Annotated in this window: 10 protein-coding genes and 1 tRNA gene; 8 read left to right on the plus strand and 3 right to left on the minus strand. The window is 61.9% G+C overall.

Annotation, left to right across the window (positions count from 1 at the left end; genetic code table 11):
* Positions 1-113 precede the first annotated feature (113 nt).
* A complete protein-coding gene (locus MAIT1_RS00820; protein ID WP_085440078.1) occupies positions 114-416 on the minus strand; it encodes a transposase in 303 nt (100 codons plus the stop codon).
* Between the two features lie 312 nt (positions 417-728).
* On the opposite strand from MAIT1_RS00820, the gene MAIT1_RS21405 reads away from it, so the two are divergent.
* Positions 729-1046 (plus strand): hypothetical protein, encoded by a 318-nt coding sequence (locus tag MAIT1_RS21405; RefSeq protein WP_143814591.1) that lies wholly within the window; start codon positions 729-731, stop codon positions 1044-1046.
* A gap of 417 nt (positions 1047-1463) precedes the next feature.
* Here the strand turns inward: MAIT1_RS21405 and MAIT1_RS00825 are convergent.
* Positions 1464-1539 (minus strand) — tRNA-Lys (locus MAIT1_RS00825).
* Between the two features lie 248 nt (positions 1540-1787).
* Here MAIT1_RS00825 and dnaE point away from each other — a divergent pair.
* From dnaE to MAIT1_RS00860, 7 genes are all read left to right on the plus strand, one after another.
* Entirely contained in the window at positions 1788-5369 is a 3582-nt protein-coding gene (dnaE, locus tag MAIT1_RS00830; RefSeq protein WP_085440158.1) for a DNA polymerase III subunit alpha, read from the plus strand.
* A gap of 91 nt (positions 5370-5460) precedes the next feature.
* Positions 5461-5976 (plus strand): hypothetical protein, encoded by a 516-nt coding sequence (locus tag MAIT1_RS00835; protein WP_085440126.1) that lies wholly within the window; start codon positions 5461-5463, stop codon positions 5974-5976.
* Between the two features lie 178 nt (positions 5977-6154).
* Positions 6155-7120, plus strand: a complete 966-nt coding sequence (gene accA / locus MAIT1_RS00840; protein WP_085440127.1) for an acetyl-CoA carboxylase carboxyl transferase subunit alpha — start codon at positions 6155-6157, stop codon at positions 7118-7120.
* Positions 7121-7125: 5 nt separating this feature from the next.
* Entirely contained in the window at positions 7126-8946 is a 1821-nt protein-coding gene (locus MAIT1_RS00845) for a hypothetical protein (RefSeq protein ID WP_085440128.1), read from the plus strand.
* Positions 8943-9851, plus strand: a complete 909-nt coding sequence (locus MAIT1_RS00850; RefSeq protein WP_085440129.1) for a hypothetical protein — start codon at positions 8943-8945, stop codon at positions 9849-9851. The genes MAIT1_RS00845 and MAIT1_RS00850 overlap by 4 nt, the downstream gene beginning before the upstream one ends.
* A gap of 290 nt (positions 9852-10141) precedes the next feature.
* Complete coding sequence (locus MAIT1_RS00855) at positions 10142-11986, plus strand: HAD-IIIC family phosphatase (RefSeq protein ID WP_085440130.1); 1845 nt, start codon at positions 10142-10144, stop codon at positions 11984-11986.
* On the plus strand, positions 11983-12225 hold the full coding sequence (locus tag MAIT1_RS00860) for an acyl carrier protein (RefSeq protein ID WP_085440131.1): 243 nt from the start codon (positions 11983-11985) through the stop codon (positions 12223-12225). The genes MAIT1_RS00855 and MAIT1_RS00860 overlap by 4 nt, the downstream gene beginning before the upstream one ends.
* Positions 12226-12596: 371 nt before the next feature.
* Here MAIT1_RS00860 and MAIT1_RS00865 read toward each other — a convergent pair whose 3' ends face one another.
* On the minus strand, positions 12597-14603 hold the full coding sequence (locus tag MAIT1_RS00865; RefSeq protein WP_158089239.1) for a cache domain-containing protein: 2007 nt from the start codon (positions 14601-14603) through the stop codon (positions 12597-12599).
* Positions 14604-14722: the final 119 nt, after the last annotated feature.

A 14722-nucleotide genomic window follows, 5' to 3' on the forward strand; every position in this document is an offset into this window, starting at 1 on the left:
TTGCACGCCTATCCAGTTGATAATTCGGCTCGTGTCGATTTCGCTCTTGTCTGACCAAAACGCCACGAAATCCACCACCGAATCCCGTATGTCCGGCTCCACCCAGCAGCCGTTCAGCTCACCCCAAGACTTTTTTTTAGCGCAACATGCGCCTCAAGAAGCTCGGACATAACTTCATTTTTGGTTGCCAACTTCGCTTCTAGTTCGGCAATCTGTCGGTCACAAGCCTTTTGGCCGCGTTTGTCAGACAAGGCCGCTTCGCCGTTCTCAAACAAAGCCTTTTGCCAGCGATAGTACTGGCTGGGCTGAATGCCCGCCTCGTCACACAGATCCGAGAGAACCACCTTCTCGACCAGGTGACGGCGCACATAGCCTACCTTCTGCTCAGCCGTAAATCTCCGCTTCTTCCGTTCCATACAAACCTCCGCTTATTATCTACACATTATAAACGGCTTGTTTGTCATTTTCCAACTGAACCGAAACACCACAATATCATTCGAGAGGTCAATGACGACTGGTGTCGCTTTGCTGAAGCAAACAATGGAACAGAAAAGCTGTTCAGCGAAAATGTGATTGGGAAGCCACTTCTCGACTTCATCCAGGGTGAATCCACTAAATCTTACATTGATTTACTCATCCGATCGGCAAGACGAGGCAGGGGGCAAACGCTTCAAACATATCGATGTGATTCACCTGACGTTATTCGAATCATGATCATGAGTCTCATTGTGGATGAGGATGATCTCTTCATGAGTCACCGGCTACTAATGGAGAAAAAACTCCACCGCCATCTTCATACTGGAATTCAGGCAAACTCTGGAAATGTTCCAGCAGTGCATAAGCAGTGCAGTCTGTGCCTTTCCATAAAAATCGGCTCCAAGTGGGTTCCACCCGAGATCGCACTGGAAAAAAAGCTCTTGCCTGAGCTTATTTCCGGAGAAAATTTAAGCGTGTATTATGGGGTTTGTGATTCATGCAATCATAATTTTCGGAAAAAATGCAAACCCATTAGCATCGATCCTGTCACCGGTTCCCCGGTCGAGTGAAAATATCTCACAGCAATAAGATAAATCTTTGCCATCGAACTAGACCGTATAAAGACGACGCATTATCAGATCAAACATCTGATTTTATGAAAATTATGCCAAAATATGAAGTAGTCATTTCCGAAACCTGCCCCACACGCCCAACCAATCAGCTAACGGAAACCCACAGATTAAGAATTTTCTGTAAAACACTGAAATCACACAACGTCCAGTGGAAGTCCAGTGACACTGGACCTCGGCGTCAAAGTCCAGTGACGCGGAGAAAATGGCGGAGATCAGAGAAAATTTAGCTGCTGAGGGGGGCTGGGAGAGAATTTCTGAATTTTTCATTGAGACGCTAAGCATTGAAATTGTTAGCGTATTTCAGGCAACAAAAAACCCCGCATCTTGGAGTATGCGGGGTTCTTTGTATCTAAATGGTGAGGCGTGTAGGAGTCGAACCTACGACCCAGTGATTAAAAGTCACTTGCTCTACCAACTGAGCTAACGCCCCAAATTTTTCCGCTTCATCCGAAACGGATCGACACTATACACCGCGCTTTGGTCAGACACAAACTTTTTTTGGCCACGTCAATTTTTTCTTCTCGTCACACCGCTGCAACCCGCATTCCGCCTAGGGTTTGCCAAAGCGCGTTGATGGGGATGGCGCCGCGCGCGTCATGTTCTATACTATCGCCAGCCGCCATTTGGGCGGATTTTTTTTCGCTCGTCGCCACCTTGCTGCAACGGAAACCGCTCATCATGGCCCATGCTGGATTCGTACACCTGCATGTCCACACCGGCTACTCGCTGCTGGACGCCACCACCCGCCCCAAAGCGCTCATCGCCCGCGCCAAGGAGCAGCGCATGCCCGCACTGGCGCTCACCGACCATGGCAACCTGTTCGCCGCCATCCCCTTCTACAGCGACTGCCTGAAAGCGGGACTCAAACCGATCCTGGGCGCACAGCTCTATCTGGTGCCGGACCATAGCGACAAGAATACCCGCCCCGATCAGGAGACCCGCGACCAACTGGTGCTGCTGTGCCGCGATCTGATTGGCTGGCGCAGCCTGATGCGATTGATCTCCCTGGGCCACCTGGAGGGGAGCCACGGCAAACCGCGCATCGACATGGCGCAACTGCGTGAAAACGCCGCCGGTTTGCTCTGCCTGTCCGGCGGCAAGAAGGGCGGCGTGGGGCGTCTGCTGCTGGCGGGCAAGTTGGAGGAGGCGCGCGCCCTGGCCGACCAGTTGGCGACGCTGTTTGGCCGCGATGGCGAAGCGCCCAATTTCCATATCGAGCTGCAACGCTGTGGCGAGCGTGACGACGAAACCTACAACCAGGCCGCCATGGAGTTGGCTTATGAGCTGAATCTGCCGCTCATCGCCAGCAACGAGGTCCACTACATGGACCCCGACGATCAACCGGCCCAGGACGCCCTGTTCTGCGTCGGCGATACCAGCACGCTGTATGCGGAGAAAAGGCAGCGCATAAGCAAAGGCCACCACTTCGCCAGCCCCGAGGAGATGGCGCAGAAATTCGCCGACGTCCCCGAAGCGATCCACAACACCCTGCTGGCCGCCCAACGCTGCAATCTGCAATTGCAACTGGGCAAGCCCATGCTGCCGGACTTCGAACTCCCGGAAGGGGAGGATCTGGTCTCCTGGCTCACCCACGAGTGCAAAGTCGGCTTGCAGAAACGGCTGGACAATCGCGCCCTGGAGCACATTGAAGAAGAGCAGCGCGCCGAGGTGGCAAAACGCTACTGGGAGCGGTTGGACTATGAGCTGGGCATCATCGTGCAGATGGGCTTTCCCGGCTACTTCCTCATCGTGTCGGACTTCATCAAGTGGGCCAAGCGCCAGGATATCCCGGTGGGACCGGGACGCGGCTCCGGCGCCGGTTCGTTGGTGGCGTGGGCGCTGGAGATCACCGACCTGGACCCCATCCGCTACACCCTGCTGTTCGAACGCTTTTTGAACCCCGAGCGGGTGAGCATGCCCGACTTCGACGTCGACTTCTGCATGGATCGCCGCGAAGAGGTGATCCACTACGTACAGGAGAAGTACGGCGCCGATCGCGTGGCGCAGATCATCACCTTCGGCACCATGCAGGCCAAGGCGGTGGTGCGCGATATGGGGCGGGTGATGGAGATGCCCTATGGCCGCGTGGACAAGATCGCCAAGCTGATCCCCAACGTGCTGGGCATCAAGCTCTCCGAGGCCATCGCCCAGGAGGAGCGCCTGCGCTATCTGATGGACGACGAGCCGGAGGTGCGTCAACTGATGGAGATGGCGCTGGCGCTGGAGGGCTCGCCGCGCTCGTGCGGCACCCACGCCGCCGGGGTGGTGATCTCCAACGGACCGCTCACCGACACCGTGCCGCTGTATCGCGATCCGCGCTCGCCCATGCCGGTGACGCAGTTCAACATGTCCGACGTGGAGAAGGCCGGACTGGTCAAATTCGACTTCCTCGGCCTGAAGACCCTGACGGTGATCGACAACGCCATCAAGATCATCAATGGCCGCAGCGCCGTCCACGGCGAAGAGCCCATCGACATCGCCCACATCGATATCGACGACCGCGCCGCCTACAAGCTGCTGCAGGACGGCAAGACGCGCGGGGTGTTCCAGTTGGAATCCTCCGGCATGCGCGACATCCTCAAGAAGCTCGCGCCGGACACCTTTGAGGACATCGTCGCGCTGGTGGCGCTCTACCGCCCCGGCCCGCTGGGCTCGGGCATGGTGGATGATTTCATCAATCGCAAGCATGGCCGCACCCAGGTGGAGTACCCCCTGCCCCAACTGGAGCCCATTCTCAAAGAGACCTACGGCGTGATCCTCTACCAGGAGCAGGTGATGAAGATCGCCCAGGTCCTGGCCGGGTACACTCTGGGCGGCGCGGACCTGCTGCGCCGCGCCATGGGCAAAAAGAAGCCCGAAGAGATGGCGCGTCAGCGCGAGATCTTCATGGAGGGGGCCAAGACGCTGGAGATCAATACCGGCAAAGCCGAGTACATCTTCGACCTGATGGAGAAGTTCGCCGGTTATGGCTTCAACAAGTCGCACTCGGCGGCCTACGCGCTGGTCTCCTACCAGACCGCCTGGCTCAAGGCCCACCATAAAGAGGCGTTCATGACCGCCACCCTCACGGCGGACATGCAGAACACCGACAAGGTGATGAACTTCATTCGCGAATGTCGCGATCTGGGCATCCCGGTGCTGCCGCCAGACGTCAACCACTCGCAGGTGGATTTCGCCGTGGAGGAGACCGACGACGGCGCGCTGGGCGTGCGCTACGGTCTGGCGGCGATCAAGAACGTGGGCGAGGCGGCCATGGAGTCGGTGGTCAAGGCGCGCAGTGAGGGCGGCCCGTTTGAGAGCCTGCTGGATCTGTGTCGCCGCGCCGAAGCGGGCGGCCTGAACAAACGCATGCTGGAGAACCTGATCAAGGCCGGGGCCTGCGACGCCCTGTGCGAGGGCAATCGCCACGCCCTGATGCTGGGCTTGCCGGAAGCCATGAGCATGGGCGCGCGCCACCAGGAGGATCAGAAGCACGGCGTGATGAACCTGTTCGACGACGTCGAGGAGGATGGCGACGACGACGACGCCTTCGGCGCCGCGTGGCGTCCGCCCGAAGCGCCGGAGTGGTCGGAAGAGGAGCGTCTGAATCAAGAGAAGGCGGCGCTGGGCTTCTACATCTCCAGCCACCCCCTCAAACGCTACGAGGAGGAGTTGACCGACTACGGCCTGGACAACATCGCCACGCTGAAGGAGAAGCACGAGAACGCCTATCAGCAGCCACGCGATGAGGAGGGTCGCATCCCGGTGGCGATCTGTGGCGTGCTGGCCGAGCGCAAACTGCACCGCACCCGCAAGGGCGACCGCATGATGTTCTTCACTCTGGAGGATATGTATGGCCAGGTGGAGGGGGTGGTGTTCCCCGACACCTACAACAGCAGCCGCGAAATCTTGGAGTCCGACGACCCGGTGGTGATCATCGGCGCCATGGAGACCGATGGCGAAGAGCCCAAAATCACCACCGAACGGGTGCGCGCGCTGGAGACCTTCCGCAGCCAGAAGTGTCAGGAGTTGCGTCTGGAGACCCCCGCCACCGCCCTGAGCGAGAAAACCATGGCGGATCTGGAGGCGCTGCTTACCGAGCACCAATCCAACGCCGGGTGTCAGGTGGCGCTGTGGGTGCGCAGCGAATCCGCCAAGGTGGGGCTGGCGCTGGGGCCCAACTTCCGCGTACAGCCCTCCGACGCCCTGCTGGACGCGCTGATTCGGCAGTTTGGGCCAGACTCGGCGCGTTTTCGCTCGGTCAGCTCCTTGCGCCAATAGAGAAATGCGCGCATAAGGGGGATTGACGCCATCGCGCCCGACGCAGCACAAGGCTGCGCCGCACGACTATTTTTGCCTAAAGGGTATCCCCATGCGCGCTATTTCCGCTTCCGCCATCGCCGCCACCAGCCTGTTGCTGCTGTGCGCCGCCCCCGCCGCCGCCAGTGGTCTGAGCGACGCCCTCTCCGCCGCCGGAACGGCGCAACAGCTATTGCAAGGGACCCAGGCTGCTCCCACCGCCAAAGCCGCCGCCAAAACCACGGCCACGGCGACTTCGGCGGTCAACAGCGCCACCCAGGCCGCGTCTGGCGGCATGGGTCAGCAGATGGGCGCGGCCGCTGGCGGCGCGGCGGGCGCTTATGTCACCGGCGGCTCCAACGCCGGACGCCAGACCGGCCAGGTGCTGGGCGGCGCGGCGGGTCAGGCGGTCACCACCGGCGGCGTGTCCATCTCCGGCGCCCAAGTGGGTTCTCAGGCGGGCTCCATCGCCGGTTCGGCGGCCAGCGGCGCCCTGGGTATGGATAAGCAGATGGGCGGTCAGATGGGCGCCATGGGCGGCGGCATGGCTGGACAAGCGCTACAGAACGCCCTCAAGAGCAAGAAGTAACCGCCAGGTGGGAAAAATTGGCGCTTTCGCGGCGGGCCGTGTCGAAAAGCCCGCCGTGAAATGCGCATTAGACGCCATCTTCCCTTCACAGCCGGGCCCAGGCGCGCTATTTTAGTCGGTCACCAGAACAAACCATTCGGCGACCTTGCGTCCGCCTTCAGCGAGGAGCTTGCGGCTTATGGCCTCCCGCAACTTTTTGGAATTTGAGCGTCCCATTGGCGAATTGATGGCCAAGGTGGATGAGCTGCGCCATCTCTCCTCGGCCAACGCCGATCTGAACATCGCCCAGGAGATCACCCTGCTGGAGGAGAAGGCGCGCGGTCTGACCGAGGATATCTTCGCCAAGCTCTCCCCCTGGCAGAAGACCCTGCTCTCCCGCCATCCGGATCGCCCCTACACCAGCGACTACCTGGAGATGGTGTTCGACGACTTCCGCGAGCTGCATGGCGATCGCGCCTTTGCCGACGACAAAGCCATCATCGGCGGTCTGGCCCGCATCGATGGCCGCGACGTCATGGTCATCGGCCAGGAGAAGGGGCGCGGCACCAAGGAGAAGGTGGAGCGTAACTTCGGCATGCCGCGACCGGAAGGCTACCGCAAGGCGCTGCGCCTGATGAAAATGGCCGAGAAGTTCCGTCTGCCCATCATCTGCCTCATCGACACCCAGGGCGCCTACCCCGGCAAGGGCGCCGAGCAGCGCGGCCAGGCCGAAGCCATTGCGCGCAATCTCAAGGAGATGGCGCAATTGACCGTACCCATGATCTGCGTGGTGATCGGCGAAGGCGGCTCCGGCGGCGCGCTGGCCATCGGCATGGGCAACCGCGTCTACATGATGCAGTACGCCATCTACTCGGTAATCTCCCCCGAAGGCTGCGCTTCGATCCTGTGGAAAGACGCCGCCGAAGCGCCGCGCGCCGCCGAGGCGATGCGCCTGACCGCCGATGAGATCCGCGAGCTGGGCGTCATCGACGGCATCATCGCCGAGCCCACCGGCGGCGCCCACCGCGATCCCAAGGCCGCCGCCATCTATCTCAAGCGGCAGATTCTCGGCGGCTTGAGCGACCTGGATCAATACTCCCCCGAAGGGCTGGCGCAGCAACGCTTTGACAAGTACATGGCCTTGGGTCAGGTGCTGGAGAACTAAGGGCGTTGCTGGAGACTCCCCGCACGCTGTGGCTGCGCGCCCACCCCACTCAGGCGCCTGCGGATGTGCTGATCGTGCGTCCGCCCGCCTACCCCGGCGAGGCGCCGTCGGGCCAGGAGCTGCCGCTGCCGCGGCTGGACGCCGAGCGCGCGCACATGGCGCGGGAGGCCACCCTCAAGCTGTCGGCTGACCTGACCGCCGCCAATCCGCACAACCCCGCTTGGTTCTATACCTGGATGGCTTCGCGGGATCGCTTTCGCTCGCTGATTCTGGACAAACTCACCCTCGCCGCCCGCTGGGACGCCCTGCTGGCCACCCCGGGCGGCGCAACCCAGTTGGCCAGCGCGGTGAGCGACCCCTTCGACGCCCGCATGATCGCCGCCATCGCCCGCCGCCACGGCTGGCGGGTGAAGATCGCCCCCCGCGCTCGCCTGCACTGGTTGCGTCAGGCGCTGATTTTGCGCTTTAAACCCCTGCTCCATTGCATCCTGGAGCTGCTGCGCCACTGGGCGATTCTCCGCGCCGCGCGCCGTGCGCCGCTGCCCTCTGAGGCGCTGCGCGACCATGACCTGCTGTCGCTCACCCTACTCCACGCCGGACCGCTCAATCGCAGCGCCGAAGCGGGCCGCTACAGCGACGCCTATCTGGGCCCCCTGCCTCATCACGCCCAGCAGCGCGGCCTGAAGACGCTGGTGATCGGCGGCATCATTCACGACGCCGACGGCTCCACCGCCGCCGCCCGTCGCGTGGGCGACATCACCGTGGCCTCGGTGGGCGATTTTCTCACCCCGTGGGATCTGCTGACTTCCGCCGCGCGGGCCTTTTTCACCCGCATTCGCATTCCTCAAATGCCGCCCGGTCTGGCTGGGGTGGATCTGCGCGCCCTGACGCGCTGGGATCTACGCCGTGAGGCGGTGGTGCACAAGCAGTTCTGCTATATGACCGAAGCCGCCGCCCGCCGCGCGTTGCGTTGGAACCCTCTGGCCGGGGTGGTGATGCTGTATGAGAACAATCCGTGGGAGAAGGCGTGGAACCGGCTCTGCGCGCAGCAGAAACGCCCCAGCCTGGGCTTCCTGCACTGCGCGGTGCTGCCGTCGCACCTGAAGAACTATGTGGCCGAGGAGGAGCGTCGCCACCGTCCGGCGCCGGGGGTGATGTTCTGCACCGGACCAGAAGCGCGGCGCACCTTCCTGACCCTCGGCGCCCATGATCGCGCCTGGGCTCGCGCCGGCTGTGCGCTGCGTGGGCCGGATCTGTCGGGCATCACGCCCCAACGCGCCGCCCCGCCGAGAAAAATTCGCACACTCATCGCCCTGATGGATGGCTTGGCCCACAGCATCGATGCCGTTCGGCTGCTGGACGCCATCGCCCGCGAAATCCCCAGCGTGCGCATTTTACTGCGCGGCCACCCCGTCGACCTGCCCACCGAACAGTTGGCGCAGAAGTCTGGCGTCGCGCTCACTGCGGACGGCCCCTTCGGCGCCAGCGAGCCCAAGGATCTCAATCAAGCGATTCTGCAAGCCGACGCCGCCCTTTACGTCGGCTCCACCGCGGTGATGAACGCGGTGGCGCTGGGGCTGCCGGTGATCCATCTGCGCATCAACGAAACCCTGGAGAATGATCCACTGTTCCAGGCCCCCTATCTGCATCGCGCCGCAGGCGACGCCGCCAGCTTGCAGGCCGCCATCGCCCACTTTGAGCAGATGCCGCAAACGCAGTTTGAGACCGAGTTGCAGCAGGCGCGGGAGAATCTTGTGCAGACATTCACCCCGGTCACGGAACCAGGCATGGACGCCATGCTGGCCGCCTTGGGACACGCCTTATGAACCAGACTGCCGAGCCGACGCCAACCGTGACTCCAACTCCGGCGCCGCCCCCGGCGCAGATCAAGCCCATCACCGACTTCGATCTCTCCGACGCCTGCGACTACATCCGCGCCAAGCAGTTGCCGCAGCTGGGCAACGCCGCCTGCATCGCCGCGTTTCGTCACCACTGGGACCCGGAAAAGCCCAACAACGGCTTCATGCTGCAAACGGAAGCGGGGCGCATCGTCGGCCTGTTCGGCGCCCTCTACGCCCGCCGCATCATCAACGGCCAGGAGCGCCGCATCTGCAACGTCACCACCTGGGTGGTGGATGACGCCTATCGCCCGCAGAGCTTAGGGCTGCTGCAGGCGATCATCGCCCAGCCCGGCTACGCGTTTCTCAACACCTCGGCCAACGAGACCGCCGAAAAGGTGTTCACCTGGCTTGGCTTCACCCGGCTGGATCCGCAGGTGCGCATCATCCCCCACATCGGCTTGCCCGGATGGGGCTATCTGACCACCGACCCCGACGCCATCGCCCGTGGCCTCTCCGATCAAGCGCTAGAGATCTTCAACGCCCATCGCGGCAAGGACTCCTATCTCAACTGCCGCCATGTGGGGGTGGGCCGTCGCGATAATCTGTGCCATGTGATGTACACCCGCACCGGACGTTTCGACGTGCGCCTGCCCTGTCTGGTGATTCACTACGTCAGCGACCCGGCGCTGTTCCTGCGCTATCTCAATCGCCTCAAGCGTCACTTTCTGCTGCGTGATCGCGCCGCCTACAGCCTGATCGAAACGCGCCTCTACCCCACCATCGCCCCGCTGCTGTCCCGCGTCGCCGACGATCCCATCGTCAAATTGGCCAAGAGTGATGTCGATCCCCTGCCCACGTTCGACAATCTGTATACGGAATGGGTGGCTTGACGGGTGGGAAAGCTTTATTCTGTGCGGGCTTTTGCTCAGGATATACTGATGTGGATGTTTTAAGATGTTGAGGGCTGTGCCCTCAAACTCCCCTGAAGATCAAAAGCCAAACCGTGGGGCGCCCTCCTCGACCCGCTGGGGTCGCGGAACCCAGACCCCGCCCAGCAAATCGCTTGCGATTTGCGTATCAACAAATCTTCGCGCCAGGAAATGTCGCGATTTTCCACCTGTCCAGTTTCGCGCTTCTGTCCGCACCTCTGTCGGATTCGGACTTTTCAACACAGTGGGCCATGAACGCCATTTCCTCCACATCTGATGAAGAGCTCGTCGCCCTGTGGCGCGAGCTGGACGCCGACCCCTCGCCCATGCGCTACCAGCAGGCCGCCCGCACCCTGGCCGGGCGCAGCGACCTGGCGCCGGTCAAAATCGGCTTCCTGGCCGATATCACCGTGCAGCCGTGGCTGCCCTATCTGGCGGTGGAGCTGGCCCGGGAAGGGTTTGCCGGCTCCTGGCATGTGGGGCCGTTCAACGCCGTGCATCAAACCCTCATCGCCCCCAGCGCCGATGAGGCCGAGGCTCTCGCCAACTGCGATGCGCTGTTTCTTTCGCTGCAGCTGGAGACGGTCTGCCAGCCCCTGTGCGAACGCTATCTACGCCTGACCCAGGAGCAGGTTGAGCAGCACGCCGACGCCGCCATCTCCGAACTCATGGGCGCGATTCAGAGCTTCCGCCAACGCAGCGCCGCGCCCATTCTGCTGACCAACTTCCCGCGCCCGGCCCACCCCATGCTGGGGGTGCTGGAGGCGATGCGACCCGATGGCCAGGACGCCGCCATCACCCGCCTTAACTGGCTGCTGGCCGACGCCGCGCGACAAATTCCTGATGTGTACATTGTGGACCTGGAGCGCGCCTGCTCTATGGTGGGCTACGCCAATGCGCGCAACGCCCAGATGTGGCAACTGGCGCGCGCGCCGCTCTCAAGCGAATTAATGCCCCTTCTCGCCCGTCACACCGCCACCCTACTGCGCGCCGCGCGCGGGGTGAGCAAGAAGTGTCTGGTGCTGGATCTGGACAACACCCTGTGGGGCGGCGTCATCGGCGAAGATGGGTTGGCGGGGATCAAACTGGGCCAGAGCGGCGCGGGATTGGCGTTCCAGGAGTTCCACAAGGCGATTCTCTCCCTGTATGACCGCGGCGTGATCCTGGCGGTGGCCAGTAAGAACAATCCCGAAGACGCCGAAGCCGCCATCGATACCCACCCGGATATGCTCATCCGCCGCGAACACATTGCCGCGCTGCGCATCAACTGGGAGCCCAAACCGCAAAATCTCGCCGCCATCGCCCAGGAGCTGAATATCGGCGTGGATGCGCTGGTCTTCTTTGATGACAATCCCGCCGAGCGGGCGCAGATGCGCGCCGCGCTGCCGCAGGTTCTCACCATTGAGGCCCCCGCTGACCCTTCGCAATATGTCGATGCGCTGATGCGCTGCGGCGCGTTCGACAAGCTCACCTTCACCCGTGAGGACCGCCAACGCGGCGCGATGTACCAAGCCCAGGCGCAGCGCAAGGAGTTGCAGGCGCAAGCGGTCTCCATGGATGAATATCTTCAGCGGCTGCACGTGCAGGCGGCCATCACCGCCGTGGATGAGGTGAGCTTCCCCCGCGCGCTGGAGTTGATCCATAAGACCAATCAGTTCAACCTCACCACCCGCCGCCACCCGGAAACCGCCCTGCGCGGCATGCTGGAGAGCCCCGACTACGCGCTGTTGATTCTGCGCGCGGCGGACAAGTTCGGCGATAACGGTCTAACCGCGTTGTGCATCGCCCATCACCACGCCCGCGACCGGGTGCGCATCGACACCTTCCTGATGAGCTGCCGGGTGTTGGGTCGCGGCCTGGAGACCGCGCTGCTGGCGGAAGCCGCCGCCTGGGCCGACGCCCGTGGCGCGGCGCAGCTGGAGGGACTGTTCATCCCTACCCCCAAAAACGCCCCGGCGGCGGAGTTTTATCCACGCCACGGCTTTACATTGCACGAAACCCAGGCGGACAATACGCAGCTCTGGCGCCTGGCTCTGAGCGAGTCGAACCTGGCCGCCCCGGATCACATTCACCCCATGCAGGAGCCCCAACCATGAGCGCCCAACGCGACGCCTTTTTTAACGCCGTTTCCACCGCCCTCGGCTGTCCCGTCGACAGTGTGGCGAACGCTCTGGATAACGGCGCGGCGCTGACTTGGGACTCGCTGCAACATCTCACTCTGGTGATGAGCGTGGAGAGCGCGCTGGGGGTCAAATTGGCGGTGGAAGAGGCTCTGGGCGCCAACGACATTCCCAAACTGGCGGCGCTGCTGAAACAAAAAGGCGCATCGCTGTAACGCGATACGCCTTTGGATTGCTCTCTTTTTGGCCGCCCGCGCGCAAGCTCGGGCGGCCTATCTATACTCAATCAAATTCAAAATTGAACATGAGCGATTTTGGCGATGAAAGATGTCGAGGGCTTTGCCCTCGAACTCCCAACGACCAAACCGTGATTCGGGCCATCCTTGGCCCTCACCCTTCGGGCTCGCAACGCGAGTCCGATTTGGCAATCCTGCCAAATCGTGGGGCGCAGCCCCAAACCCCGCTGGGGGCGCAGCCCCCAGGCCCCGCCGCCGACCAGTCGGCGGCAAATAGTCAGCGCAAGCCTAACTTACCTCACGCAAACATTGCTCGTTCTGTGCAGTTTTGCTTTTGATTTATTCTGTTGTTAAAGCTGAAAACGCGCAATCTGCTGCTTGAGGGTGGCGGCAATCTGGTTCATCGCTGCCGCCTTGTCCGTCAGAGTATGGCCGATGCCGTTAACCTGCTCGGCGGCGTCGGTCAACTCGCCAACGCTGTCGGCCACCCCTTCCACACTCTGCGCTGATCGCGACACATCCTCTGTGGTGGCGCGGTTGGCGCGGGACACCTCGCCTGCGTCGCTGGCCATGGCGTTGACCCCCTTGGCCGCTTGCGCCACATTGCGCGTCACCTCGCTGATACCGGTGGAGATCTCGCTGACGTTACGGTTCACCTCTTCGATGCCGCTGGCCGCCTCGGTGGCGCGTCGCACCACCTCCTGCGACTCCTCCGAAACCGCCGTCATGGTCGCATTGAGTTGGTTGAGACTATCGCTCTGCCCCTCAATGGCGTCCAGAATCTCCCGGTTGCTCTGGCTCAACTCGCCGATGGCCTCGGTCACCTGCTCCATCTGCGTGCGCACGCCCTGACTCTTGTGCTGAATCTCTTGAATCTGGGTGGCGATCATACTGGTCGCTTCCGAGGTTTGGCGCGCCAGATCCTTCACCTCGTTGGCCACCACGGCGAAACCTTTGCCCGCTTCGCCTGCCCCCGCCGCCTCAATGGCGGCGTTGAGGGCAAGCATATTGGTCTGGTCGGCGATGCTGTTGATCATCGACACCACCTGACCGATCTGCTGCGCCGCAGCGGCCAGATCCGACACCACCTGACTGCTGCGCACCGTCTCTTCACTGGCTTGATTGGCGCGCCCGGAGGCGGATTCACATTGCTGACGAATCTGGATAAACGCGCCGCCCATCTCTTTCACCGCGCGGCCCGCCTCCAGCAGACGCGCGCCGCTGCGGGTGGCGGCTTCGCGCACATGGGTCATGCCAGTGGCGGCCTGCTCCGAAGCGCTGGCCACAGCGTTCAGATTGGCGCTGGCCTGTTCGGCGGCGGCGGATACCTGGGAGATATTCTGATTGGCCTCCTGCGCAGCCAAACTCACCACATCCAGGCGCTTGGCCACGTCGCTGGCGCGCTCCACGCTCTGGCTCAACTCTTCTGAGACCTGCTCGGCGCTTTGATCAATCTGCCGCGTCTGCGCGGTCATCTGCTCACTGCTGGCGGCCAACCCCGTCGCGGCCTGTTGCAGTTGCGCAGCATTGTCATCCAACCGTCCGGCGTTGTCGGCCAGTTGGGTAAACATGTCGCGCAGTGATTGAATCATCTCGGAAAAAGCGCCCGCCAGTCGTCCCAATTCATTGCGGCACTGTGGCAGACGCACAGTCAGATCGCCACGAGCAATGGCGTTGGCGATGCCGATCAGCATCTCCAACGGATAGATAATGCTGCGACTCAGCGCCCAGGCGACCGCCAACATAAACGCCGCCACCCCGATCATCGCCCCCAGGAACGACCACATGGCCGATTCCAGATAGGCGTCCACATCATCCAGATAGACGCCGCTGCCAATCACCCAGCCCCACGGCGCAAACCCTTTGACGAACGAGATCTTATCCACCGGCTTTTTATGGCCTGGCTTGGGCCACTGATAGCGCACAAACCCCGGTTCGACTTTGGCCTGCTTGGCGAACTCAATAAACAGAGGAACGCCGTTGGGATCCTTGGCGCCGCTCAAATCCTTCCCATTCAATTCCGGTTTGATGGGATGGGTGACCATGTTGGCGTCGAAATCATTGACCCACAGGTAGTTGCCGTCATTGTAACGAATGGCGTTGATCACGGCGTGGGCGCTATTACGCGCCTCCTCCATGCTGAATTCACCCCTTTCGGCGCGGGCGTGCAGCTCTTCAAACTGACTGTGCACGCTCTCAACCTGCCCTTTGACGATGGCTTCGCGGTCATCAAGCAGCATAGTGCGTTGGGAAAGGATGGAGACGACGCCAACGACGCCAATGGAAACCAGCGCCACGGCGATGAGGAACGACAGGCGTGCGCGAATGGAGAACATCCGCAGCCAATGCATGTTCATGATCTGGCCTTTCCATAAACAAATCAGGATGAATCGAGCTGGACGCAAAACCTTAACAAAGACGAAGGGAGCAATATTGGATGGGACAATGAATGCTCGCCGATGAAAGGACGCGCCGT

The sequence above is a fragment of the Magnetofaba australis IT-1 genome (genome assembly GCF_002109495.1).
In the GTDB taxonomy this organism is placed as follows: domain Bacteria; phylum Pseudomonadota; class Magnetococcia; order Magnetococcales; family Magnetococcaceae; genus Magnetofaba; species Magnetofaba australis.